22 protein-coding genes are annotated in these 24,555 nt (G+C 63.7%); 9 read left to right on the top strand and 13 right to left on the bottom strand.

Annotation, left to right across the window (positions count from 1 at the left end; all coding sequences use genetic code 11):
* Positions 1–99 precede the first annotated feature (99 nt).
* The 3 genes from ACXAEK_RS03025 to ACXAEK_RS03035 all read left to right on the top strand — a co-directional run bounded on the left by ACXAEK_RS03025 (position 100) and on the right by ACXAEK_RS03035 (position 2,587).
* Complete coding sequence (locus ACXAEK_RS03025; protein WP_475039865.1) at positions 100–561, top strand: c-type cytochrome; 462 nt, start codon at positions 100–102, stop codon at positions 559–561.
* Positions 562–711: 150 nt separating this feature from the next.
* Positions 712–1,254, top strand: coding sequence for an isopentenyl-diphosphate Delta-isomerase (idi, locus tag ACXAEK_RS03030; protein WP_475039866.1), 543 nt, complete (start codon positions 712–714; stop codon positions 1,252–1,254).
* A gap of 76 nt (positions 1,255–1,330) precedes the next feature.
* Positions 1,331–2,587: a flavin-dependent oxidoreductase gene (locus ACXAEK_RS03035; RefSeq protein WP_475039867.1), complete on the top strand. Its 1,257-nt coding sequence runs from the start codon at positions 1,331–1,333 to the stop codon at positions 2,585–2,587.
* A gap of 304 nt (positions 2,588–2,891) precedes the next feature.
* Here the strand turns inward: ACXAEK_RS03035 and glpK are convergent, their stop codons facing one another.
* From glpK to panB, 3 genes are all read right to left on the bottom strand, one after another.
* A complete protein-coding gene (glpK, locus tag ACXAEK_RS03040; RefSeq protein ID WP_475039868.1) occupies positions 2,892–4,382 on the bottom strand; it encodes a glycerol kinase GlpK in 1,491 nt (496 codons plus the stop codon).
* Positions 4,383–4,449: 67 nt separating this feature from the next.
* On the bottom strand, positions 4,450–5,310 hold the full coding sequence (gene panC, locus ACXAEK_RS03045) for a pantoate--beta-alanine ligase (RefSeq protein ID WP_475039869.1): 861 nt from the start codon (positions 5,308–5,310) through the stop codon (positions 4,450–4,452).
* An 8-nt stretch (positions 5,311–5,318) separates the two neighbouring features.
* On the bottom strand, positions 5,319–6,149 hold the full coding sequence (gene panB, locus ACXAEK_RS03050; protein WP_475039870.1) for a 3-methyl-2-oxobutanoate hydroxymethyltransferase: 831 nt from the start codon (positions 6,147–6,149) through the stop codon (positions 5,319–5,321).
* Positions 6,150–6,315: 166 nt separating this feature from the next.
* On the opposite strand from panB, the gene ACXAEK_RS03055 reads away from it, so the two are divergent.
* Entirely contained in the window at positions 6,316–7,794 is a 1,479-nt protein-coding gene (locus ACXAEK_RS03055; protein ID WP_475039871.1) for an ABC transporter substrate-binding protein, read from the top strand.
* A gap of 104 nt (positions 7,795–7,898) precedes the next feature.
* Here the strand turns inward: ACXAEK_RS03055 and ACXAEK_RS03060 are convergent, their stop codons facing one another.
* Positions 7,899–9,017, bottom strand: coding sequence for an acetoin utilization protein AcuC (locus ACXAEK_RS03060; protein ID WP_475039872.1), 1,119 nt, complete (start codon positions 9,015–9,017; stop codon positions 7,899–7,901).
* A 139-nt stretch (positions 9,018–9,156) separates the two neighbouring features.
* Between ACXAEK_RS03060 and ACXAEK_RS03065 the strand changes: the two genes are divergently transcribed.
* From ACXAEK_RS03065 to ACXAEK_RS03080, 4 genes are read left to right on the top strand one after another with little or no spacing between them, the layout of a single operon-like run.
* The gene (locus tag ACXAEK_RS03065; RefSeq protein ID WP_475039873.1) at positions 9,157–10,104 is read left to right on the top strand and encodes an ABC transporter permease; all 948 of its coding nucleotides are present in this window, start codon (positions 9,157–9,159) and stop codon (positions 10,102–10,104) included.
* Entirely contained in the window at positions 10,101–10,916 is an 816-nt protein-coding gene (locus ACXAEK_RS03070; RefSeq protein WP_475039874.1) for an ABC transporter permease, read from the top strand. The genes ACXAEK_RS03065 and ACXAEK_RS03070 overlap by 4 nt, the downstream gene beginning before the upstream one ends.
* Positions 10,913–12,520 (top strand): ABC transporter ATP-binding protein, encoded by a 1,608-nt coding sequence (locus tag ACXAEK_RS03075; RefSeq protein ID WP_475039875.1) that lies wholly within the window; start codon positions 10,913–10,915, stop codon positions 12,518–12,520. The genes ACXAEK_RS03070 and ACXAEK_RS03075 overlap by 4 nt, the downstream gene beginning before the upstream one ends.
* Positions 12,513–13,964 carry an aldehyde dehydrogenase family protein gene (locus tag ACXAEK_RS03080; RefSeq protein WP_475039876.1) on the top strand — a complete coding sequence of 484 codons (1,452 nt, stop codon included), beginning with the start codon at positions 12,513–12,515 and terminating at the stop codon, positions 13,962–13,964. The genes ACXAEK_RS03075 and ACXAEK_RS03080 overlap by 8 nt, the downstream gene beginning before the upstream one ends.
* Before the next feature lie 120 nt (positions 13,965–14,084).
* On the opposite strand, the gene pncB is transcribed toward ACXAEK_RS03080, so the two are convergent.
* The 3 genes from pncB to pncA form a co-directional block, all read right to left on the bottom strand.
* Positions 14,085–15,374, bottom strand: a complete 1,290-nt coding sequence (gene pncB, locus ACXAEK_RS03085) for a nicotinate phosphoribosyltransferase (protein WP_475039877.1) — start codon at positions 15,372–15,374, stop codon at positions 14,085–14,087.
* A gap of 63 nt (positions 15,375–15,437) precedes the next feature.
* Entirely contained in the window at positions 15,438–17,708 is a 2,271-nt protein-coding gene (locus ACXAEK_RS03090) for an ATP-binding protein (protein WP_475039878.1), read from the bottom strand.
* 69 nt (positions 17,709–17,777) lie between these two features.
* Entirely contained in the window at positions 17,778–18,374 is a 597-nt protein-coding gene (gene pncA / locus ACXAEK_RS03095) for a bifunctional nicotinamidase/pyrazinamidase (RefSeq protein WP_475039879.1), read from the bottom strand.
* Between the two features lie 176 nt (positions 18,375–18,550).
* Between pncA and trhO the strand changes: the two genes are divergently transcribed.
* Positions 18,551–19,462, top strand: coding sequence for an oxygen-dependent tRNA uridine(34) hydroxylase TrhO (gene trhO, locus ACXAEK_RS03100; protein WP_475039880.1), 912 nt, complete (start codon positions 18,551–18,553; stop codon positions 19,460–19,462).
* 265 nt (positions 19,463–19,727) lie between these two features.
* On the opposite strand, the gene ACXAEK_RS03105 is transcribed toward trhO, so the two are convergent.
* The 6 genes from ACXAEK_RS03105 to napE are packed head-to-tail and all read right to left on the bottom strand — an operon-like array spanning position 19,728 to position 24,328.
* Complete coding sequence (locus ACXAEK_RS03105; protein WP_475039881.1) at positions 19,728–20,402, bottom strand: NapC/NirT family cytochrome c; 675 nt, start codon at positions 20,400–20,402, stop codon at positions 19,728–19,730.
* Entirely contained in the window at positions 20,402–20,872 is a 471-nt protein-coding gene (locus ACXAEK_RS03110; RefSeq protein WP_475039882.1) for a nitrate reductase cytochrome c-type subunit, read from the bottom strand. The genes ACXAEK_RS03105 and ACXAEK_RS03110 overlap by 1 nt, the downstream gene beginning before the upstream one ends.
* 8 nt (positions 20,873–20,880) lie before the next feature.
* Entirely contained in the window at positions 20,881–23,379 is a 2,499-nt protein-coding gene (napA, locus tag ACXAEK_RS03115) for a nitrate reductase catalytic subunit NapA (RefSeq protein WP_475039883.1), read from the bottom strand.
* Positions 23,376–23,654 (bottom strand): chaperone NapD, encoded by a 279-nt coding sequence (locus ACXAEK_RS03120; RefSeq protein ID WP_475039884.1) that lies wholly within the window; start codon positions 23,652–23,654, stop codon positions 23,376–23,378. Before ACXAEK_RS03120 ends, napA begins: the two co-directional genes overlap by 4 nt.
* Positions 23,651–24,166 carry a ferredoxin-type protein NapF gene (gene napF, locus ACXAEK_RS03125; protein WP_475039885.1) on the bottom strand — a complete coding sequence of 172 codons (516 nt, stop codon included), beginning with the start codon at positions 24,164–24,166 and terminating at the stop codon, positions 23,651–23,653. Before napF ends, ACXAEK_RS03120 begins: the two co-directional genes overlap by 4 nt.
* Before the next feature lie 12 nt (positions 24,167–24,178).
* A complete protein-coding gene (gene napE / locus ACXAEK_RS03130; RefSeq protein WP_264211627.1) occupies positions 24,179–24,328 on the bottom strand; it encodes a periplasmic nitrate reductase, NapE protein in 150 nt (49 codons plus the stop codon).
* Positions 24,329–24,555: the final 227 nt, after the last annotated feature.

Genomic DNA, 24,555 nt, shown 5'->3' on the forward strand with positions numbered 1-24,555 from the left:
CATCCTGCCGGAACTTTGATGCGCGTCAAACTGCCGGTTGACACTGCGGGCTATTGGATCATGAGTCACATCTGCCAACTCAAAACTGGAGCAAGCAATATGAAACCTCTTTTGACCGCCGCCATTTTCGGCCTCCTCGCCGCCCCTGCCTTTGCCGAAGGCGATCCGGCAGCTGGCGAGAAGGGGTTCAACAAATGCAAGTCCTGCCACATGGTGGTGTCCGACGCAGGCGACGTAATCGTCAAGGGCGGCAAGACCGGCCCGAACCTGTGGGGCCTGGCAGGCCGTCAGGCGGGCACCGCCGAAGGCTTCAAATACGGCGCTGACCTGGTCGCAGCCGGCGAAGCAGGCCTGGTGTGGGACGAAGAGAAGTTCGTCGCCTTTGCCGCCGATCCCAAGAAGTTCCTGCGGGCCGAGACCGGCAACAGCAAGGCCAAGTCGAAAATGTCCTTCCGCCTGAAAAAGGGCGGCGAAGACATCTATGCCTTCCTGGCCAGCCATGGCCCTGCCCCGGCAGAGGAAGCAGCAACCGAGGAAGCCGCGGAAGCCGTCTCCGAATAAGCGGCCTGCTGGCTTGAACATCACAAAGCCGCGGCATTTTCGCCGCGGCTTTTCGCGTAATTGCTTTCCGAATCTTCAGGCGTTAGCGGTAGGAGGCAGGCCATCGCAATTGCGGCAGGCCGCATATCGGAAACCCGCCACGGACACAGCATGAGCCATATGATCCCCGCCTGGGTGAACGGCGAATTGACCCCTGTCGACAAGCTGGCCGCGCATGAGCGCGGGCTGAAGCACAAGGCGGTGTCCGTCTTTGTGGTGAAAGGCGTGGAAATCCTGATGCAACGCCGGGCGATGGGCAAGTACCACACCCCCGGATTGTGGGCGAATACCTGCTGCACCCATCCGATGTGGGACGAGCAGCCATCGGCCTGTGCGGTGCGGCGTATGCGGGAGGAGCTGGGGCTCACCGGGCTTTACCCTGAATTCCGCCACCACCTGGAATACCGCGCTGATGTCGGCAACGGCCTGGTGGAGCATGAAGCGGTCGATGTGTTCCTGGCCCATGCGCACCGACCCCCCAAGGTCGCCCCCAACCCTGAAGAGGTGATGGAGACCCGCTGGGTCGACTATCACGACCTGCTGGCCGAGGTGAGCCGCCATCCCGAACGGTTCACTCCCTGGCTGAAGATCTACCTGCACAATTACGCCGACGTGATCTTTGGCCCCGACCTGATCATCGCTGGCCGCCGCTGAGCCCCCTATCGACGCAGGCTTGCCCCTTGTTGCGCGCCGTGGTTATCTGCCCGCGCAAATAAGGGGTACGCTTATTATGTCCATCCTGATCGCCGGCGGCGGCATTGCCGGGCTGACCTTGGGTCTGACGCTGCATCAGATCGGGGTGCCGTTCCGCATCTTCGAGGCCGCGTGCGAACTGAAGCCGATGGGGGTTGGCATCAACCTGCAGCCCAATGCGGTGCGGGAACTGTTCGATCTGGGACTGGAGGCAGACCTGGATGCAATCGGCGTCCGGACCCGGCAACTGGGGTTCTACAGCAAGCTGGGCAAGACCATCTGGGAGGAGCCGCGCGGCACGGGCGCGGGCTATGCCTGGCCGCAATATTCGGTGCACCGGGGCGAATTGCAGATGATGCTCTGCAGGGTTCTGGCAGAACGTGCCGGGGCGGACTGCATTGAAACCGGTGCGCGGGCTGCTGGGTTTGAGAACATGGACGGCGCCGCCGCGCTGCATCTGGCGGACGGGCGGCGGATCGGGGGATCGCTGGTCATTGCAGCGGATGGCATCCACTCCGCCCTGCGCGCGCAGATGGTGCCGGACGAGGGCGCGCCCATCTGGAACGGCCGCATCCTGTGGCGGGCCACCACAAGGGCGCCCGAATTCAAGGGCGGCGCGGCGATGGCGATGATCGGCCATGACCAGCTGCGGCTGGTGGCCTATCCGATCTCGACGCCGGATGCCGACGGTTGCGTCACCATGAACTGGATCGCGGAAAAGAGCTTTGATCCCTCCGCGCCCTGGCGGAAGGAAGACTGGAACCGGCCCGCGGATATCCAGGAGTTCCTGCCGGATTTCGCCGACTGGCAGTTTGGCTGGGCCGACGTCCCGGCCCTGATCCGAGGGGCGGAGGCGGTCTATGAATACCCGATGGTGGACCGCGACCCGCTGGCGCGCTGGACATATGGCAACGTCACCCTGATCGGCGACGCCGCGCATCCGACCTATCCGGTGGGATCGAACGGCGCCAGCCAGGCCATTGTGGACGCGCGGGTGATTGGCGCCAAGCTGCTTGAGCACGGCATCAACGCAGCTGCGCTCAGGGCTTACGAGGCGGAAGTGCGCCCGGTGACAACGGCAGTGGGCCTGGCCAACCGCGCAGGCGGCGGGCCGGACGGGGTGCTGCAGCGCGTCGAGGATCTTTGCGGCGGCGACTTTGCGGACATCGGCGAGGTAATCCCCAAATCTGAACTGGCCGCCCATGCTGCCAAATACAAATCCATTGCGGGCTTCTCCATCGAAGAGCTGAACGCCCGCCCCGCAACCATCCAGGCAGGCGCCCGCGTCAGCTGAGGCCCCGCCCGTGGCCGGCCACGGGTCAAGGGCGGCACAGCCGCCGTGCCGCAGGCGCGGCTTTGCCAGGGCTCCGCCCCTTCGCAAGCGAAACGCTCCCCCGGAGCGTTTCCAGGCAGCTTGCTCACCCATGAAGCGCGGATGGCCGCAAACGGCGTGTTTATGGCCAGGCCTGCCCATAAACCGCCTCTTTGCAATAAAGAAAACGCCGCGCAAAGCGCGGCGACACGCCCAACTGTGAGGCGCATTCTGCGAATGCGGCGGAGCAGGCGGGAGTGCCCCGCCCTGTCCGATCCCGCAGCGGTCAGACCCCGATCACCGCCTGCACCGCGCGCTGCCAGCGGGCATAAGAGGCCTGCCGCGCGGCAGGCTGCATCAGCGGCACAAACTGGCGGTCGAGCTTCCAGGTATCCGCAAACCCCGTCTGATCCGGATAGATCCCGGCCCGCATCCCCGCCAGCCAAGCAGCGCCCAGCGCGGTGGTTTCCTGCATCACCGGGCGGTCGACGGCCGCGCCCAGGATGTCAGACAGGCTCTGCATGGTCCAGTCACTGGCGCTCATACCGCCATCCACGCGCAAGGTCACGGTGTTGTGGCTGTCGTCCTCCCAATCGGCGCGCATCGCCTCATAGAGGTCGCGGGTCTGGTAGGCGACACTTTGCAACGCGGCGCGGGCAAACTCCGCCGGGCCGGAATTGCGGGTGAGGCCGAACATGCCGCCGCGGCATTCCGGCTCCCAATAGGGCGCCCCGAGGCCGGTGAAGGCGGGCACCAGGATCACGTCCTGACCCGGGTCGGCACGCAGCGCCAGCTCGCCGGACTCCGACGCCTGCTCGATAATGCCCAGCCCGTCGCGCAGCCATTGGACGGCGGCGCCGGCGATGAAGATCGAGCCTTCCAGTGCATAGGTCGGCTTGCCGTCCAGCTGATAGGCGATGGTGGTCAGCATACGGTTCTTGGAGACCACCGGCGCATCCCCGGTGTTCAAAAGCGCAAAACAGCCCGTGCCGTAGGTGGATTTCATCATCCCCGGCTGGAAACAGGCCTGACCGATGGTGGCCGCCTGCTGGTCACCGGCCACGCCCAGGATCGGGATTGCACCGCCCAGGATCTCCGGATCAGTGGTGCCAAAATCAGCGGCGCTGTCCTTGACCTCCGGCAGCATCTGTTGCGGCACATCCAGCAGATCGCTGATCGTGCGGCTCCAGCGGCCCTTGCGGATGTCATACATCAGCGTGCGCGCCGCGTTGGTGGCGTCGGTCACATGCGATGCGCCGCCGGTCAGGCGCCAGATCAGGAAGCTGTCGACGGTGCCGAACAGCAGATCGCCTGCCGCGGCGCGGCCGCGCGCGCCCGGAACGGTGTCGAGGATCCATTTCACCTTGGTGCCGGAGAAATAGGGATCGAGCAGCAGACCGGTGCGGTCGGTGACCATCTCCTCGTGCCCCGCCGTGCGCAGTTCCTCGCAGATGGCGGCGGTGCGGCGGTCCTGCCAGACGATGGCGTTATGAATGGCTTTGCCGCTGGACTTGTCCCAGACAACGGTGGTTTCACGCTGGTTGGTGATGCCGATGCCGGCGATATCCGCGGCGGAGACATCCAGGTCCACCATCACCTGGCGGCAGACGGCAACAGTGGTTGACCAAATCTCTTCCGGATCATGCTCCACCCAGCCCGCTTGCGGGTAGTGCTGGGTGAACTCCTGCTGCGCGGTGCCTGCAACCTGCATGGCATCGTCAAACAGGATAGCCCGGGTCGAAGTGGTGCCCTGATCAATCGCCAGAATATAGGTCATCTACTGCCCTCCAGTCTCCTTTGACCGCGGACAATAAACGCAAATCCGGTACCGCTACCAGCCCTTACTAAGCGTTTAGTTCAGGAACTTCGATATTGTCGATCAGCCGGACGCCCTCCATCCAGGCAGCGGCCAGCAGCCGGGCGGGGCGGGAGGGCGTGTCCAGCGCCTCCAGCGTTTCGGCACAGCGCAGGTCGAAATACTCGACATCGCCAAAACCGGCATCCGCCAGCCCCTGCCGGGCAGCGGCTTCCAATGGCGCCCAGGGTTCGCCTGCCGAAGCCTTGGCGGCGGCCTCCCGCATCGCTGCGTTCAAGGCGGCCGCCTTGGCCAAAGCCGCATCAGACAAGAGCAAATTGCGCGACGACATCGCCAGACCCGAGGCCTCGCGCACGGTTTCGCAGCCGACCACCTCGATCGGGATGTCCAGATCGCGGGCCATGCGGGTGACCACCATCAGCTGCTGGTAATCCTTCTGGCCAAAAAACGCTTTGTCGGCGCTGGTCTGCAGGAAGAGTTTCGCCACAACTGTCGCCACCCCGTCGAAATGGCCGGGGCGGAAGGGGCCTTCCATCACCGCGGTGATGCTGCCGCCGACAGAAACATTGGTGGCGTAGCCATCGGGGTAGATCTGGTCCGGGTCCGGGCAATAGATCAGGTCCACGCCAAGGTGGGCAAGTTTCTGGGCGTCTTCATGCTCGGTGCGCGGGTAGTTCGCCAGGTCTTCCGGTTTGTTGAACTGCTTGGGGTTCACGAAGATGGTGACAATCACCCGGTCGCAGGCCCGTTTGGCAGCTGCGGCCAGCGACAGGTGGCCCGCATGCAGCGCGCCCATGGTCGGCACCAGGCCGATGGTTTCGCCGTCGCGGCGCCATTCGGCTGTCTTGGCGCGCAGGTCGGACAGGCGGCGCAGGATCGGTGCGGTCATTTCGGAAGTCATCCTTTGGAGGGCGCCTGATCGGCAAAGACATGTTCGGCAGCGGGGAAGCTGCGGGCCCGCACCTCGGCCGCGTATTCGGCAATCGCAGCCTCAGCCAGCGGGCCAAGGTCGGCATAGCGTTTCACGAATTTCGGTTTGAAGGCGGTGAAGAAGCCCAGCATGTCGTCGACCACAAGGATCTGCCCATCGCAGCCCGCACTGGCACCGATGCCAATTGTGGGGATGGCCACCTCGGCGGTGATCTTGTCGGCCAGCACTTGCGGCACCTTCTCCAGCACCACCGAAAACGCTCCGGCCTCTGCCACGGCACGGGCATCGGACAGCACGGCTTCGGCCTGCTCCTCGCGGCCCTGCACCTTGTAGCCGCCGAGCGTGTTGATCGACTGCGGCGTCAGGCCGATATGCGCCATCACCGGGATGCCGCGCTTGACCAGGAAGCGGATGGTCTCGGCCATCTCCACCCCGCCTTCCAGCTTGACCGCGGCGCAGCCGGTCTCAGCCATCAGCCGGGCGGCATTGCGGAACGCCTGCTGCGGGCTTTCCTCATAAGAGGCAAAGGGCATGTCGATGACCAGCATGGCCTTGTCCAGCCCGCGTGCCACCGCCTGGCCGTGCAGGATCATCATCTCCATGGTGACGGACAGGGTCGAGGTCAGCCCGTGCAGCACCATGCCGACGCTGTCGCCGACCAGCACAAAGTCGCAATGGGCGTCCATCAGCCGCGCCACCGGCGTGGTATAGGCGGTAAGGCTCACCAAAGGCGTGCCGCCCTTGCGGGCCCGGATGTCTTCGGCGTTGGGCGCCTGTTTCTTGGCTGTTGCGCTCATGGCTTCCTGTCCGCGGTTCCTTAAGTGCGCACGGATTATCAATTAACGCCGCGTGCTTCTAGTGCGCGAAATGTCCCTAGCCCTTGATTACGCCCGGGAAAGCGGGAAACTCGTTTCCCATAAGCGCCGTTCCGGGCCCGAGTATAGCACATCAGGGAGTTTTCAAATGGCATTCAAATCATTCGTTCTTGCGGCGGGTTCCGCTCTGGCGCTGATGGCCGGCAGCGCCTGGGCCAAGGACAGCGTCACCATCGGCCTGCAGCTGGAGCCGCCGCATCTGGACCCGACCAGCGCCGCGGCCCAGGCAATCGACCAAGTGGTTTACAGCAACATTTTCGAGGGGCTGACCCGGTTCATGGGCGATGGGTCCGTGGTACCAGGCTTGGCCGAGAGCTGGGAAATCTCTGAGGACGGCACCGTCTATACGTTTAAGCTGCGCGAGGGTGTCACCTTCCACGACGGCAGCACGATGGATGCTGAGGACGTGAAATTCTCGCTCGACCGCGCCCGGGGTGAGGACAGCACAAATGCACAAAAGGCCCTGTTTGCCGGGATCACATCGGTGGAGGCGGCGGACCCACAGACAGTAAGGGTCACGCTGGACGCCCCCAATGGCAACCTGCTGTTCAACCTGGCTTGGGGCGATGCGGTGATCGTGGCGCCGGAGAGCGTCGGGGACATCAAGACCAATCCCGTCGGCACCGGCGCCTATACCTTCCGGGAATGGGTGCAGGGCGACCGCATCACCCTGGCGCGCAATCCGGACTACTGGGGCGACCAGCCCGCCCTGGCCTCAGCCACCTTCAAGTTCATATCCGACCCCACCGCAGCCTTTGCCGCGATGATGGCGGAGGATATCGACGCCTTCGACAACTTCCCGGCGCCGGAAAACCTGCCGCAGTTCGACGCCGATCCGCGGTTCCAAGTACTGGTCGGCTCCACCGAGGGCGAGACGATCCTGTCGACCAACAACAAGCAGCCGCCGTTTGATGACCTGCGCGTGCGCCAGGCGGTGGCACATGCCATTGACCGCCAAGCTATCATCGACGGGGCAATGTTCGGTTACGGCACGCCCATCGGCACCCATTTCGCGCCGCACCACCCGGCCTACAAGGATCTGACCGGCGCGTCTGCCTATGACCCGGAACAGGCCAAGGCGCTGCTGGCCGAGGCGGGCTTTGTCGATGGGTTCGAAACCACCCTGCATCTGCCGCCGACGTCATACGCCCGCCGCGGCGGCGAAATCGTTGCCGCACAGCTGGCCGCGGTGGGGATCAAGGCCAAGATCATCAACGTCGAATGGGCGCAATGGCTGGAAACCGTGTTCCGCGGCAAGAGCTTTGGCCTGACCATCATCAGCCATACCGAGCCGATGGACATCGGCATCTACGCCCGGCCCGAGTATTATTTTCAGTATGACAGCAAGCCGTTTCAGGAACTGATGGTCAAGCTGAACACCACCACCGATCCAGACGCCCGCACCGCGATCCTGCAAGAGGCGCAGGAGATGATCGCGGCGGATTACGTAAACGGCTACCTGTTCCAGCTGGCCAAGCTGGGGGTGGCCAAGGCCGGGTTGCAAGGGTTGTGGGAGAACGCGCCGACAGCCGCAATCGACCTCAGCGCGCTCAGCTGGGCGGAGTAGCTTGACATTAGTGTCTTGCCCGGCGGCACCGCCGGGCAGCGCCCGCCCCTCCCCACAGGAGGGCGCTTCGCACCCACCCAGGGCCGGACGCTGCCCTCACCGCGTTACAAGCCCTGTCTAACCCGCAGATACTGCACACGCTCACGGATAACTTCTCTGACCTCCCCGCCGCGCGGCTGATCCCGCAGCGTGGTGAACCAATGCTCCGGCGGGTTGCGGCCCAGGCGGTTGCCGTTGAACTCCAGTTCGCGCAGGACCTTTTCGCCCGCCGCAGGCAGGCGGTCCAGCACGTCAAACCCGTTCAGCGTGGCCCAGACGCCGGTCCAGAGCCGCCCGACGGACCACGGGTTATAGCCGCCCCCGCCAAGCACCAGATAACGCGGCGCTATCCCCATCAGCATCCGCACCACCGCCCAATGCGCGTTGTTCGACAGCTCCAGATGCGGCAGCGGATCCTCTGACACCGCATCCGCCCCGCATTGCAGCACGATGGCATCCGGTTGAAACGCCTCCACTGCGGGCAGGATCAGCGCGTCGCGGATATGGGCCATCTCATCATCGTTGAAGCCGCGCGGCACCGGCAGGTTCAGGGCTGATCCGCCCGCATCATCGCTCAGCCTGCCGGTCTTGGGCCAGAGGTTTTCTTCATGCACCGAGATCATCAGAACGTCCGCATCGCCGGCAAAGCCATGCTCCACCCCGTCTGAATGATGGGCGTCGATGTCCACATAGGCGATCCGCTGCGCGCCGTAATGCCGCAGCGACAGCATCGCCAGGACAGGATCGTTCAGATAGCAAAACCCGTTGGCGCGGTCCGGCATCCCATGGTGAGTACCGCCTGCCGGGTTGTAGACAATGCCGCCATCCGCCAGCAGTTCGCCTGCCAGGATCGATCCGCCCGCGGCGGTGGCCGGACGGCGGAAGATTTCCGGGAAGACCGGATTTGAAATTGTGCCCAATTGGTGCCGCGCACGCACTTCTTCGCTCACCGCCTGCGCCGCCTCCGCAGCCTGCAGCGCCGCGACATATTCCGGCGTGTGCCAGGCAGTCAGCGCCGCAGGTTTGGCGCGGGGGGAATTCACATAGACCTCATCCGGCAGCCAGCCCAGCGCACGCGAGAGGTCCATCACGGTCGAAACCCGCGGCACCCGCAGCGGATGGGTGCGGCCATAAGACGAGCCGCGGTAGATTTCCGATCCGATGAACAGGGGGCGGGACAGCATGGCACAGTGATAGCCGGTTTCGGCCGGATGCCAAAGGGCATACCTCAACCCTTTGACGTTGCGCCTTTTTGCGTGCCCGGTCAGGTTTCCTTCTGTCGCCTACTAGACCCTTCCCCCGTCGGCTCCTAACGTGGCTTCCATGCTGCGTTATACCCTGAAACGCCTGGTGTCGCTGATCCTCAGCCTGGCCGTTGCCTCGCTGGTGATCTTCCTCGTGGTGGAGGTGGCGCCGGGCGATCCGGCTTCCTTCATGCTGGGGGTCAATGCGCAGCCCGATACCGTCGCCGCGCTGCGCACGGAGCTGGGGCTGGATCAGGGCAAGCTGGCCCGATACCTCAGCTGGGCGGCGGGCATGCTGAGCGGCGATTTCGGCACCTCCTACACCTACCGCACACCGGTTGCAGGGATGATCGCGGACCGGCTGTGGGTGTCGCTTCCGCTGGCGCTTTATGCGCTGACACTGTCGACCCTGATTGCCTTTCCCGCAGGCATCTACGCCGCCGCCCGGCGCGGCAAGCCGGGCGACATGGCGGTGATGGGCGCGACCCAGCTGGGCGTTGCGGTGCCGAACTTCTGGTTTGCGATGATGCTGGTGCTGATCTTTGCCATCAACCTGCGCTGGTTCGGGGCCGGCGGCTTTCCGGGCTGGGAGGCAGGCGTATGGGCCGGCCTCCATGCGCTCACCCTGCCCGCCATCGCGCTGGCGCTACCGCAGGCGGCGATCCTGACCCGCGTCATGCGCTCTGCCCTCCTGGACATCCTGGGCGAGGATTTCATGCGCACCGCCCGCGCCAAGGGGCTGACCCGGAATCAAGCGCTTTGGCGGCACGGGGTACGCAACGCGCTGATCCCGGTGCTGACCATCATCGGGCTGCAGTTCTCCTTCCTGCTGGCCGGCGCCATCATCATTGAACAGGTGTTCTACCTGCCCGGCCTTGGACGGCTGGTGTTCCAGGCGATTTCCTCGCGCGATCTGATCGTGGTGGAATCAGTAGTGATGCTTTTGGTCTTTGCCGTCATCACGGTGAATTTCCTGGTCGACCTTGCCTATGCGCTGGTGGACCCGCGCCTCAGGAGCCGGACATGACCCGCAACCTGATCCTTGGCGCCGTGCTGTCCTCTCTGGTGCTGCTGGCGGCGGCGGTGTCGTTTGTGTGGACACCGTTTGACCACGCAGCGATGAACATCCCGGCCAAGCTGCAGATGCCAAACGCGCAGCACTGGCTGGGCACCGATCATTTCGGCCGCGACCTGATGTCGATGATCATGGTCGGCGCGCGCACCTCCATCGCCGTGGCGCTGGTGGCGGTTGGGATCGGCATGGGCGCAGGCGTGCCGCTGGGGCTGGCCGCTGCGGCGCGCAAAGGATCCTGGCTGGATGAATTGATCATGCGCGGCAACGATCTGGTCTTTGCCTTCCCGTCGCTGGTGATCGCCATCCTGATCACCGCCGTCCTGGGCGCCGGCGCCGTCAACGCAATTATCGCCATCGGCATCTTCAACATCCCCGTCTTTGCCCGCATCACCCGCGGCGCGGCGCTGTCCCTGTGGGAGCGGGAGTTCATCCTGGCCGCGCGGGTGGCGGGCAAGGGCGCGGCCCGCATTTCCACCGAACACATCCTGCCTAATGTAATGAACCTGCTGATCGTGCAGGGCACCATCCAGTTCTCGCTGGGCATTCTGGCGGAGGCTGGCCTCAGCTACGTCGGCCTTGGCGCACAGCCGCCCGCCCCCAGCTGGGGGCGGATGCTGGCCGATGCGCAAACCATGGTCAGCTTTGCCCCGCATCTGGCGCTGGTGCCGGGTTTGGCGATCATTCTGACCGTGCTGGGGCTGAACCTGCTGGGTGACGGCCTGCGCGACTATCTGGACCCGAAACTGAGGGTGGCGCGCGCATGACCCTGTTGGATGTCACTAGCCTGTCGGTGAACATCGGCGCCTTTCAGGTGCTAAAGGACCTGTCCTTTCACGTTGATCCGGGTGAGATCGTGGCAGTGACCGGCGAGAGCGGCTCTGGCAAGTCGATGACCGCGCTGGCCATCATGCAGCTGCTGCCGGATCTGGCGGAGGCCAAGGGCTATATCACCCTGGAGGGCACCCAGCTGCTGGAGCAGCCCGAGGACCGCATGTGCGCCCTCCGCGGCCAGTCCATCGGCATGGTGTTTCAGGAGCCGATGACCGCGCTGAACCCAGTGAAGACCATTGGCGAACAGGTGATGGAAACGATCCTGATCCACAAGGCAATGCCGCGCGGGCAGGCCGAGGCCCGCGCGCGCGAAGTGCTGGAGCGGGTCGGCCTGCCTCAGGACCGTTTTCCGCTCAGCCGCTATCCGCATGAATTGTCAGGCGGCCAGCGCCAGCGGGTGGTCATCGCCATGGCCATCGCCCTGCGCCCGAAACTGCTGATCGCGGATGAGCCGACCACGGCGCTGGACGTGACCACCCAGGCGCAGATCCTGGCGCTGCTGAAGGATCTGGTGCAGGACTATGGCATGGGGCTGCTGATCATCACCCACGATCTGGCGGTGGTGGCAGATCTGGCCGACCGGATTGTGGTCATGCGCCACGGCGAGGTGGTGGAGACCGGACACACCGGCTGGCTCTTGCGCAACATGCGCCACCCCTACACGAAGATGCTATTTGAGGCGTCAAACCATCAGGTGGCTCTGCCGGAACCGCCTGCCCCCGCTCCGCTGCTGGAAGTCAGGAATGCGGTGCGCGACTACAAGACCCCGCGCCCGTCGCTGTTTGCCAAACCCGGCACATTCCGCGCCGTGAACAATGTCTCTTTCACACTGAACCGCGGTGAGCGGCTGGGGCTGGTGGGTGAGTCGGGCTGCGGAAAATCGACCCTAACAAGGGCTGTTCTGGGTCTGGAGCCGTTGCAAGGCGGGGAGATTCGTCTCGATGGCCAGCCTGTGAAAACTCACCTTTCTCCCGCAATTCGGCGGAAAGTTCAGGTGGTATTCCAGGACCCCTACGGCAGCTTCAACCCGCGCCACCGCGTGGATCGGCTGATCACCGAACCGTTCCACATACTGCCCGACCCGCCAGCTGGCACCGCACTCAGGGATCTGATTGCAGAGACCCTCACCGCCGTGGGCCTGTCGCCTGACGACGCGCAGAAATACATCCACCAATTCTCCGGCGGCCAACGCCAGCGCATCGCCATCGCCCGCGCCCTGATCACCCGGCCGGAGCTGATCATCTTCGACGAGGCGGTGTCGGCCCTCGACGTCTCTGTCCGCGCCCGCATCCTCGACCTGCTGGCAGAACTGTGTGACGCCTATTCGCTGACCTATCTGTTCATCAGCCACGACCTGAGCGTGGTGCGCACGATCACCGACCGCTGCCTGGTGATGAAACAGGGCGAAATCGTCGAGCAGGGCGAAACCGAAGCCGTGTTCAGCAATCCCCAGCACCCCTACACCCGCCAGCTGATCGCGGCAGCCCCGGTGCTGCCTGATCTCACCGATCCCGAAAGGAGCCCCCAGCATGTCTGACCCCCTCTGGTTCGATCCCGCGCTCTGCCTGATTGGCGGCAAGTGGCAACCCGCTGCCAGCCGCGAAACCCTACCGCTGGTGAACCCGTCGGACGGCAGCGAAATCTGCCGGATCGCCCGCGGCGGCGCGGCAGATATCGAGACCGCGGTGCTGGAAGCACAGGCGGCGCTGGACGGAGACTGGGGCCGCATGACGGCGCTGGAGCGGGGCCGCATCCTGACCCGCATCGGCCAGTTCGTGCTGGAGCGGGTGGAGCTGCTGGCCGCGATTGAGGCGATGGACGTGGGCAAGCCGCTAACCCAGGCGCGCGCCGATGCGGTGGCGCTGGCGCGCTACTGCGAGTTCTACGGCGGCGCGGCGGACAAGGTGATGGGCGAGACCATCCCCTATCTGGACGGCTACACCGTCTATACCCTGCGCGAGCCGCATGGGGTGACGGGGCATATCGTGCCCTGGAACTACCCGATGCAGATCATCGGGCGGTCTGTCGGCGCGGCACTGGCAATGGGCAATGCCTGCGTGCTGAAACCCGCCGAGGAGGCTTGCCTGACGGCGCTGGCATTCGCCCATATCACCATGGAGGCCGGGCTGCCCGCAGGTGCCCTGAACGTAGTGCCGGGACTGGGGGCAGAGGCCGGCGCGGCGCTGGACGGGCATCCTGGCGTGCACCATATCTCCTTCACCGGGTCAGTGCGCACGGGCGCGCTGGTGCAGCAGGCAGCCGGCGCCAATGTGGTTCCGGTGACGCTGGAGCTGGGCGGCAAGTCCCCGCAGCTGGTGTTCGACGACGCCGATCTGGAAGCCGCGCTGCCGTTTCTGGTGAATGCGGGCATCCAGAACGCGGGGCAGACCTGTTCCGCCTCCTCGCGCATCCTGGTGCAGCGCGGGGTTTATGAGGATGTGCAGACGCGGATGGCAGCGGCCTATGACGCCCTGACCGTGGGGCCGGCAGCAGAGGACCTGCGGGTCGGGCCGCTGATTTCAGCCCGGCAGAAACAGATTGTCGAGGACTATCTGAAGCAGGGCGCCGATCTGCCGGTGGCGGCACAGGGGGCCATCGTGGAGCACGCATCGGAAAGCGGTGCCTATGTACGCCCCACCCTGTTTGCGGATGTGCCGGAGGATCATGTGCTGGCGCGCGAGGAGATCTTTGGCCCGGTGCAGGTGCTGATCCCGTTCGACACCGAAGACGAAGCCCTGCGGATCGCCAATGCCACCGACTATGGCCTGGTTGCCAGCGTCTGGACCCGCGACGGGGGGCGGCAGATGCGGCTGGCGAAGAAACTGAAAGCCGGCCAGGTGTTCCTCAACAACTACGGCGCCGGCGGCGGGGTGGAACTGCCGTTTGGCGGCGTCGGGAAATCCGGCCACGGGCGGGAAAAAGGCTTTGAGGCGCTTTACGGGTTCTCTCAGCTGAAGACCGTGGCGGCGCATCACGGCTAGTGTCTGAAAATAGGTCAGCCATTATGCCCAAATGTTTCGCGCGCGAAACAATTGGGCAGAAGCTCTGCCACAAATTGTATTACTTTGCAGACTACCCGGCGCAATACCGGCGAAGTGTTATCAAACGATTACCGCCTGCCGCTCCTGCTGGCCGACGCCGAAAACGCGCTTGTAGCGGGCGATTTCCTCCGCCGGACCCATCGCCTTTTCCGGGTTGTCGGACAGTTTCACCGTTGGCCGTCCGTTGGCCGCAACCGCCTTGCAGACCAGCGAGAACGGCGCCAGCGCGTCATCCGGCACCAGCTTGCGGAAGTCGTTGGTCAGCAGCGTGCCCCAGCCGAAGGAGACCTTGGTGCGGCCTGAGAACTGCGCGTGCAGGTCCTGGATCTGCTGCACATCGAGACCATCGGAAAAGATCACACGTTTCTCTGCCGGATCCTCACCGCGGTCCCTCCACCAGTTGATTGCCACCTCGGCGCCCTTGGCCGGGTCGCCGCTGTCGATGCGGATGCCGGTCCAGCCGGCCAGCCAGTCGGGCGCACGGTCGAGGAAGCCTTGGGTGCCATAGGTGTCGGGCAGGATGATACGCAGGTTGCCGTCGTGCTCGTCATGCCAATCGGACAGCACGTCATAGGGGGCCTGCGCCAGTTCCGCGTCGCTTTCGGCCAGCGCGGAATAGACCATCGGCAGCTCATGGGCATTGGTGCCGATCGCCTCCACCTCGCGGCGCATGGCAATGAGGCAGTTGGAGGTGCCGGTGAATTTCTCGCCCAGCCCCTCGATCATCGCCTGCACGCACCAGTCCTGCCACAGGAAGGAGTGGCGGCGGCGGGTGCCGAAATCGGCGATGGTGAGCCCATCCACCTCGCGCAGGCGCTCGATCTTTTCCCAGACCCGGGTCATGGCGCGGGCATAAAGCACCTGCAGCTCGAACCGGCCCATGCTGTTGATCACCGCGCGGCTGCGCAGCTCCATCAGCACCGCAAGCGCCGGGATTTCCCACAGCATCACCTCGTGCCACTTGCCCTCGAACGTCAGCTCATACTGATCGCCCTTGCGCTCCAGATGGTAAGGCGGCAGGCGCAGGCCCTCGAACCATTCCATGAAATCCGGGCGGAACATCTGCCGCTTGCCATAGAAGGTGTTGCCGCGCAGCCAGGTGCTTTCGCCGCGGCTGAGCGACAGCGAGCGGATGTGGTCGAGCTGTTCGCGCAGCTCTCCCTCGTCGATCAATTTCGCCAGCGGCACATGCGCCGAACGGTTGATCAGCGAGAAGGTCACTGTGGTGTCAGGCTTGTTGCGGAACACCGACTGGCACATCAGAAGCTTGTAGAAATCCGTGTCGATCAGCGACCGGACAATCGGATCAATCTTCCATTTGTGATTGTAGACGCGGGTTGCGATATCCACCGGCGGCCTCGTGCATTGGGGTCACTGATTGATAGGACAGCCCGCTGGCAGGAGCAAAGGAAATCAGCCCGCGCGGCGCGCCTGTGCCTGCGGGGCCAGCCGGCCCAGCAATTGCAGCAGCTTATCCCGGCTGACGGGTTTGCTCATGAAATCATCCATGCCGGCAGCCAGGCAGGCCTTGCGGTCGGAGTCAAAGGCGTTGGCGGTCAGCGCCACGATTGCGGGCTGCGGGCGGGACTGGGCGCGGATTGCACGGGTGGCTTCCAGCCCGTCCATTTCCGGCATCGACATGTCCATCAGAATGATATCTGGCGAAAAATTTTCGAACTGCGCCACCGCCTCGCGGCCATTCAGGGCAAACGCGAGTTCGACTGGCGCGGATTGCAGGAATTTCTCGATCAGCACCCGGTTGACGGCGTTGTCTTCTGCCACCAGCACCCGCAGCCCGTCCAGCGCGGGCGGGCAGTCCGGTTGCGGCGGAGGAGGCGCGGCCTCAGCGGCCTGGCCGGTCTCTGCCTGCGATGGCTGCAGGCACAGGCGGACCGTGAAACAGGAGCCGCGGCCCAGCTCGGACGTGACGGAAATGCTGCCGCCCATAGCCTCCGCCAAGCGGCGGGAGATAGCAAGGCCTAGGCCGGTGCCGCCAAAGCGCCGGCTGATCGCGGCATCCGCCTGCGAGAACCGGTCGAACACCTTGTCCAGTTTATCCCCGGCGATACCGATGCCGGTATCGGCAACCGAGAACGTCAGATCATGGCCGCCGCCGGCCGGTTCCGCGTCCAGCGTCACCAGCACCCGGCCCCGGTCGGTAAATTTGATGGCATTGCCCGCAAGGTTCATCAGGATCTGCCGGATCCGCCGGTCATCACCCCAAATCTGCGCCGGCACCTGCGGGGTGATGACGAGCGCAAGCTCCAGCCCCTTGGCATCCGCCTGCGCCTGCAGCAGGCGGACGGTTTCCTCAAAACAGCTGCGGGGGTCGAAGTTCGTCTTGCTGAGGGCCAGTTCCTCAGCGTCCATTTTCGAGAAGTCGAGCACATCGTTGATCAGAGCCAGCAGGGTATCAGCCGAGCTGAGGATGGTGCCGGCGTACAGCTCTTGCTCCTTGGTGAGGCCGCTGTCGCGCAGCAGCTGCGCCATGCCGATCACCCCGTTCATCGGGGTACGGATTTCGTGGCTCATGGTGGCCAGGAAATCCGCCTTGGCGCGGGCGCCCTCCTCTGCGGCGATGCGGGCCTGCTCCAGCTGCTGGGCGTGTTCCTTAGCAGCGCTGATGTCACGCTCCACCGCGATCAGGGTTTCCAGCTCTCCGGCGGTATTCAGCATTGGCACCTGGCTGGTCTCGATCCAGACCAGCCGCCCGTCCTTTCGGCGATTGCAAATTTCAACACGCACTGGGCGCGCATGGCGGACACTGTCCTGCAGCAGGCGGATGGTTTCCGGATCCGTCTCGCCGCTGTTCAGAAGATCCCCGGGCAGCTGGCCCGCCGCCTCCTCGAATGAATAGCCGGTCAGGCGGGTAAAACTGTCGTTGACCCAGGTTATCCGCCCCTCCCGGTCCATCAGCATAACGCTGTCATTGGCATTTTTGGCGACCAGCGCCAGGCGTTTTGCCTCCATCTGCTGCTCGGTCAGCCGGGCATAGGCGCCTTCAAGCTCCTGCTGCTGCAGCGCCTGGGCCAGCATGTTGCTGCGGGTGCGGCCAAAACTGCGCATGACGAAGACAAGAAACCAGAAGAACGATGCATAAAGCACCAGAAGCCCGGCCAAGTGCAGATTGTACATGGGGGCCAGAACCGGGGTTTCCACGATTTCAACCGCCAGGAAGGCAACCGGCAGCACCGCGAATGTGACGAGTTTCACAATGACTGCACGCGGATGATACGGCAGCACAAGCCCGGCGTTGATCGCCGATCCGGCCAGCAGGCCGACGGTGAACAGCGGCTCGTTATGATTGTGGGGCAGCAGCGATGGCATTTCGACCCAGAAAGGCGCCGAAGCCGCGGCGCTGAGTGTCAGAGCGTGAAAGAAGGCGGTCAACGCGGTCAGCCGCCGTAACCCCTGTTCGCTCATCCCGCGGCGGATCAGGGTGTCTGCTTTGCGCAACACCAGGCAGTCGGCGGTATCGCCGGCAACCGCCAGGCCAAAGGCCAGCAGCGCAAAGAACGGCGGAACCACCAGCCCAAGCGCGGCAAAAGCAAGAACCATGAAAAGCTGGCGCGCCCAGAACGCACGGACACGGCCGCGGCAATAGCGCAGAAGCAGCTCCAGCGCGCCATACCGCTTGTAACAATTGGCCAGTGGGCCGGATTGCGCCCCGTCCGCAGTCTCCATCAGTCAGCCTTGCCGTTCAGGTTACGGCACAGCATAGCAAAACGTGTGTTAATTTTTTGCCTCCTCGCCTCAGGATTGCAAATGCACGCCTGCGCTCTCCATGTTTTTCAGTGCCGTTTTTAGTGACCCATCCAGATCAATGGCGCGGCAGGCGGCCAGTTCGACCGTCACCGCGAAGCCAAGCCGCGCCGCATCCAGCGCAGTGAAGGCGACGCAGAAATCTGTGGCCAGCCCTGCCAGGGTCAGGTGTGTGATGCCGCGGTTGCGCAAGTATCCCTCCAGCCCTGTTGGCGTGGTCTGATCATTTTCGAAAAAGCCAGAGTAGCTGTCTATGCCTGCCCGGAACCCTTTGCGGATGATGAGATCGCCATCGGTGCGCAGATCCTTGTGAAACGCCGCACCGTCAGATCCCTGGACGCAGTGATCCGGCCACAGGACCTGGGTGCCATAGGGCATTACCACTGTTTCAAACGGCGCCTTGCCCGGATGCGCAGAAGCAAAGGAGGAATGCCCCGCCGGATGCCAGTCCTGGGTCAGGATCACGGTATCGAACTGGTCCATCATCACATTGATAGAGGCCACGATCTCATCCCCGCCCGGAACAGCCAAGGCGCCCCCGGGGCAGAAATCGTTTTGCACATCGACAACAATCATGGCCTGGGACATGGGCTGCTCCTTTGCTGGCTTACACAATATGTAGCGGTGGCAAACGGGCTTGGGAACTGCTGCTTGGGCCTAATCGTGCGATAGAGCGGAAATCATGCATTCGGGACCTACTTTAACGGGGCGACGCGGCGGGGCTTGCCCTTGAAAACCGCGCGCCGGGGTTCTAAGGGCGGGTCATGTACACGATTGCTGCCCTCTATCATTTCACCCGTTTCCCCGATCCCGCCGCCATCCGGCCGGCGCTGCTGAACCTGTGCCAGGCGCAGGACGTCAAAGGCTCCTTGCTGCTGGCGCAGGAGGGGATCAATGGCACCATTGCAGGCCCGCGGGCAGGCATTGACGCGGTGCTGGCGCATATCAAGGCGCTGCCCGGCTGTGCGGGGCTGGAATGGAAAGAGGCCACCGCCACTGAGCCGCCCTTTGGCAAGATGAAGGTGCGGCTGAAGAAAGAGATCGTGACCATGGGCCAGCCGGATGTGAATCCCCTGGCCTCTGTCGGCCACTACGTTGAGCCCGGGGAGTGGAACGACCTAATCCGGCAGGATGATGTGGTGCTGATCGACACCCGCAACGATTACGAGGTGGCCATCGGCACCTTTGAGGGTGCGATCGACCCCAAGACCGAGAGCTTCCGCGACTTCCCCGCCTGGTGGGAGGAGAACAAGGACCGTTTCCACAACAAGCGGGTTGCGATGTTCTGCACCGGCGGCATCCGCTGCGAGAAATCCACCAACTACCTGCTGGGCCAGGGGGTGGAGGATGTCTATCACCTGAAGGGCGGCATCCTGCGCTATCTGGAGGAAATGCCCGCCGAGAGCAGCACCTGGGAAGGCGAATGCTTTGTCTTTGATAACCGGGTGTCGGTCGGCCACGGGCTGGTGGAAGGCCCGCATGAACTGTGCCACGGCTGCCGCCGCCCGATCCTGCCGGAGGACAAGGCGCGGCCCGAGTTCGAGCAGGGCGTCAGCTGCCACCTGTGCATTGATCAGACCTCGGAAGAGGACAAGGCGCGGTTCCGCGAGCGGCAAAAGCAGATGAAGCTGGCGCGGGAGCGCGGCGAGGATCATCTGGGCAGCATCCCGCTGTAAACCTACTCTTTCAGCCCAGCCGCAACGGTAGGTTCGCGCCCGGTCCCAAGTGTGGGCTCGGTGCCGCCTGGGGCGTGGTGTCAGACAAACGCCAACCATTCAGCCTGTTGCAACCGCAGTTGCATTCGCGCCCGCCCTGGGGGGCGGGGCCGGGCGCGAACCGGATCGCAGGCGATCCGGGGACGTATTCAGCGCATCAACAATAAAAACAGGCCGCTGCCCGTTAGGACAGCGGCCTTTTCTATTGTGTGCAAGGCTGGCAGCGTCAGTCGCTGCTCAGGCCCAGGTAGCTGCGGGTGCTGGCCAGCAGGCCCTCGCCATGGGCCGGGGCCGGTGCCAGCAGGCCTGCGTGATCTTCGCCTTCAGCTGCGGCCATGTCGGGCAGCTGGTGGGCGATGCCCTTGTGGCAGTTGATGCAGGTCTTCTCGCCGGTGAACAGGAAGCGCTCATGCGCATCCGCGGCCCGCTTGGACTGGCGGGTGATATCCATCAACTCATCCGAGTGGCAGTTGCGGCATTCCAGCGAGTCATTCGCCTCAAGCCGTGCCCATTCGTGCTGCGCCAGTTCCAGCCGGTGCTCCAGGAACTTCTCCCGCGTGTTGATGGTGCCGAAGATCTTGCCCCAGACCTCCTTGGAGGCCTGCATCTTGCGGGCGATCTTGTTGGTCCAGTTGTGCGGCACGTGGCAGTCCGGGCAGGAGGCCCTGACGCCCGAGCGGTTGGAATAGTGGATCGTCGGCTTCAGCTCCTCGAACACGTTGTCGCGCATTTCGTGGCAGCTGGTGCAGAAGGCCTCAGTGTTGGTGACTTCAAGCGCGGTGTTGAAACCGCCCCAGAAGATGATCCCCATCACAAAGCCGCCCATGGTCAGAAAACCAAGCGAAAAGTAGGCACTGGGACGCCTGATGATCCACCAGAGCCGTTTGATGAAACCCCACATCAGTCCGCCCCGCCCTGCTGCGAGTGCACGTAGTCGAGCACCTTGTCCACATCGACGAACTCATTCTCGACCAAGGGCCGGGCGTTGGTCTGCACCACGTGGCACTGGTTGCAGAAGTAGCGCCGCGGGCTCACTGCACCCAGCGTCTGCCCCTCGCGGTTCATGAAGTGGGTGACCGAGATCATCGGCGCCTGGCTGACCTCCACCGCGGTGCGGCTGTGGCAGGTCAGGCATTTGTTCGAGTTCAGATCGACCTGGTAGTTGTCGGTCTTGTGCGGGATCAGCGGCGGCTGATCCGGGTAGTTGCGCACCTGGCGGATGTCAGTGTTGACGATGCCGGGGATCTGGGTTGCTTCGCCCTCTTGGTCCAGCGGCGCAGTGTTGCGCAGCGTGGCGACCTGGTTCTGGGCGAAGGCTGCTGTGGCCATAAAAACCGGAACAGCCAGGATAGCGAGACGGAGATGTTTCATGACGGGCCTCACACTGCTTCGATACGGACTGCGCATTTTTTAAAGTCCGTCTGTTTCGAGATCGGATCGGTGGCGTCCAGCGTGACCTTGTTGATCAGCCGGCGCGCATCGAACCAGGGCACAAAGACCAGGCCTTTGGGCGGTTTGTTGCGGCCGCGGGTTTCAACCCGGGTGCGCATCTCTCCACGGCGCGAGATGATCTTCACCTCGGTGCCGCGCCGGAAGCCCATTGCCTTGGCATCATCCGGGTGCATATAGCACAGCGCGTCGGGAACAGCCTGATACAGCTCGGGCACCCGCTGGGTCATCGAGCCGGAGTGCCAGTGCTCCAGCACGCGGCCGGTGGCCAGCCACATCGGGTATTCGTCATCCGGGCTTTCCGCCGGCGGCTCGTAGGGCAGCGCAAAGATCACCGCCTTGCCATCGGGCTTGCCGTAGAACTCGTAATCCGAACCCGGGGTCACATAGGGGTCGGAGCCTTCCTTGAAGCGCCACTGGGTTTCCTTGCCGTCCACAACAGGCCAGCGCAGGCCGCGGACCTCGTGGTAACGGTCGAAGGGCGCCAGATCGTGTGCCTTGCCGCGGCCGAATTCGGCGTATTCCTCGAACAGGCCTTTCTGGATGTAGAAGCCAAAGTCCTCGGATTCGTGGTTGCCGTATTCTTTGGCCTTTTCAGACAGCTCGAACTGGTCGACCTTGCCGTTGGCAAACAGAACCTCGAACAGGGTCTTGCCCTTGTATTCAGGGTTGGCGTCCAGGATTTCGGCCGGCCAGACCTCATCGGTGGTGAAGCGCTTGGAAAATTCCGCCAGCTGCCAGAGGTCGGATTTCGACTCGCCCGGCGCGTTGACCAGCTGATACCAGAACTGGGTGCGGCGCTCAGCGTTGCCATAGGCGCCTTCCTTCTCGACCCACATGGCGGCCGGCAGGATCAGGTCGGCGGCTTCTGCTGTCACCGTCGGATAGGCGTCCGACACCACGATGAAGTTGTCGGGATTGCGGTAGCCCGGCAGCCCTTCCTCCATCATGTTGGGGGCGGCCTGCATGTTGTTGTTCACCTGCACCCAGTAGCAGTTGATCTTGCCGTCCTTCAGGTCGCGGTTCTGCTTCACCGCGTGGGAGCCGACCCAGCCCGGAATGGTGCCCTCGGGCAGTTTCCAGATCTTTTCGGCATAGGCGCGGTGTTCCGGGTTCTTGACCACCATGTCGGCGGGCAGGCGGTGCGAGAAGGTGCCCACCTCGCGCGCGGTGCCGCAGGCCGAGGGCTGGCCGGTCAGCGAGAACGGCGAGTTGCCGGGAGTGGAGATTTTACCGGTCAGCAGGTGGATGTTGTAGAGCAGGTTGTTCACCCAGACACCGCGGGTGTGCTGGTTGGTGCCCATGGTCCAGAGCGACATCACCTTGGTGTTCGGATCGGCGTAGAGCTTGGCGATCTTCTCCAGGGTTTCAGCCGGAACGCCGGACATTTCCTCAGTTTTTTCCAGCGTGTACTCGGAGACGAACTCGGCGAACTCCTCAAAGCTCATCGGCTCGGAGCCGCCTGCCTTGCCGGCATTCTCAGCCGCCTGCTCCAGCGGATGCTCAGGGCGCAGGCCATAGCCGATATCGGTATTGCCGCGGCGGAAGTTGACGTGCTTGCCGACGAAGTCCTTATGCACTGCATCATTCTGGATGATGTAGTTGGCGATGTAGTTCAGGATCACCAGGTCGGAATGCGGGGTGAACACTGCCGGGATATCGGCCAGATCAAAGCTGCGGTGGGTGAAGGTCGACAGCACCGCGACCTTGACGTGCGGGTGGCTGAAGCGGCGGTCGGTGATGCGGGTCCACAGGATCGGGTGCATCTCCGCCATGTTGGAACCCCAGAGCACGAAGGCGTCGGCGTTCTCGAAGTCGTCATAGCAGCCCATCGGCTCGTCGATGCCGAAGGTGCGCATGAAGCCGCCCACGGCCGAGGCCATGCAGTGGCGCGCGTTGGGGTCGATGTTGTTGGAGCGGAAGCCCGCCTTCATCAGCTTGGAGGCCGCATAGCCTTCCCAGACGGTCCACTGGCCGGAGCCAAACATGCCGATACCCTCGGGGCCTTTTTCGGCCAGGGTCTTCTTCCACTTCTCGGCCATGATATCGAAGGCTTCATCCCACGAGACCGGGGTGAATTCGCCGTTCTTGTCGTATTCGCCGTTGGTCTTACGCAGCAAAGGCGTGGTCAGACGGTCGGCGCCATACATGATCTTCGACAGGAAGTAGCCCTTGACGCAGTTCAGGCCGCGGTTGACCTCTGCCTGGGTGTCGCCGTGGGTGGCGACGACACGGCCGGCCTTGGTGGCAACCATGATCGAGCAGCCGGTGCCGCAGAAGCGGCAGGCTGCCTTGGACCATTTGAGTTCAGTCACATTGGCGTCGGTTACAAGGTTCTGCGCTGCCGCGGGGATCGGCAGCCCGGCAGCAAGCGCCGCGGCTGCAGCGGCCTGCGCCTTGATGGCGTCACGGCGTGTAATTCCGGTCATTGGGGGGTTCCTTCTTCAAGGGCGAGGTCCTGGGCATCGCAGGTCTGATGGAAGACAAGCGCCGCGCTGGCGACACCGTCGAGGAGCTGGATTTTGGCCAGGGCATCGCCAATGGCACGATCACTGTCCGCTTCGAACAAAACGACAATTTTGCCCGAGGGATCACTTTGCGAAATCTCGGCGTTGGGCATGGCTTTGATGGTTTCCAGAACGGCCTCCATGCAGGCCGGGTTGCTGCGCACCAGCAGACTGGAAATATGAAGCTCTTCAGTCACGCGGGGCTCCTTTGCTGGCGGGGATCGCGGAGTGCGATCGCGTTGTTCGGACAGGTTGCAAGACAGGCGCCGCAGCCGGTGCAGGCCTCAGCGTCGGTTTGGATGGCGCCCATTGGACGGACCGACAGATCCATGCGCAGGGCGCGCGGGTCGCAGATGTCGGTGCACAGCTGGCAGGTGATGCCGGCGGACAGCAGGCAACTGCTGCCGATCTCCACTGTCACCGGCCAAGGAGCGGGCTGCTGCAGATCGAACACCGGCTCAGGGCAGGCCTCGGCACAGGCGTGGCAGAACGTGCATTCGCCGCCGCGGAAATTGATCCGCGGGCGGTTCCGGCTGTCGAATTCGATGATTTGTTCCGGGCACGCCTCCACGCAGGCATTGCAGCTGGTGCAATGTTGCTGCACCCGGTCCTCATCCGTCCAGGGCGGACGGAATTCCGGGTCCGGGCGGGCGACCCTGCCGGTCAGGAAGGCGCGCCGCGATGGTTCTGTGCTGGCATGTGCTGGCATCGGCCTGGACCCTTATCCTGCGGGCGGCCCCAGGAAGATCTGGGAGATCCAGATGATCAGGCCGTATCCGCCGACAATTCCCACTGCGAGAACGGGGGCCAGGATGACAGCGAGAAACAGGAAAGTGTTCCGTTCCTCGGCTTTGCTTGGCTGTTCGGACATGATGTCCTCCTTGGCTCAGATAAACGTAGTGCGCCAAGCCAGGAGGAACAGCACCGCCTCTGATTCCAAGTTCCCTGCCAGCTGCACTTAGCTGGCCGGAGAATGCGAAGGACAGCCGCCTTGTACTTTGATCTGAATCATTTCCCGGGCAGTTGATTTGGAAAAACTAAATATTCAAAAAATCGAAAGTGAAAATAGCTTTGGCATCAACCTGTTCTATGGCCGGT

Source organism: Leisingera sp. ABM4_101, from assembly GCF_056158725.1.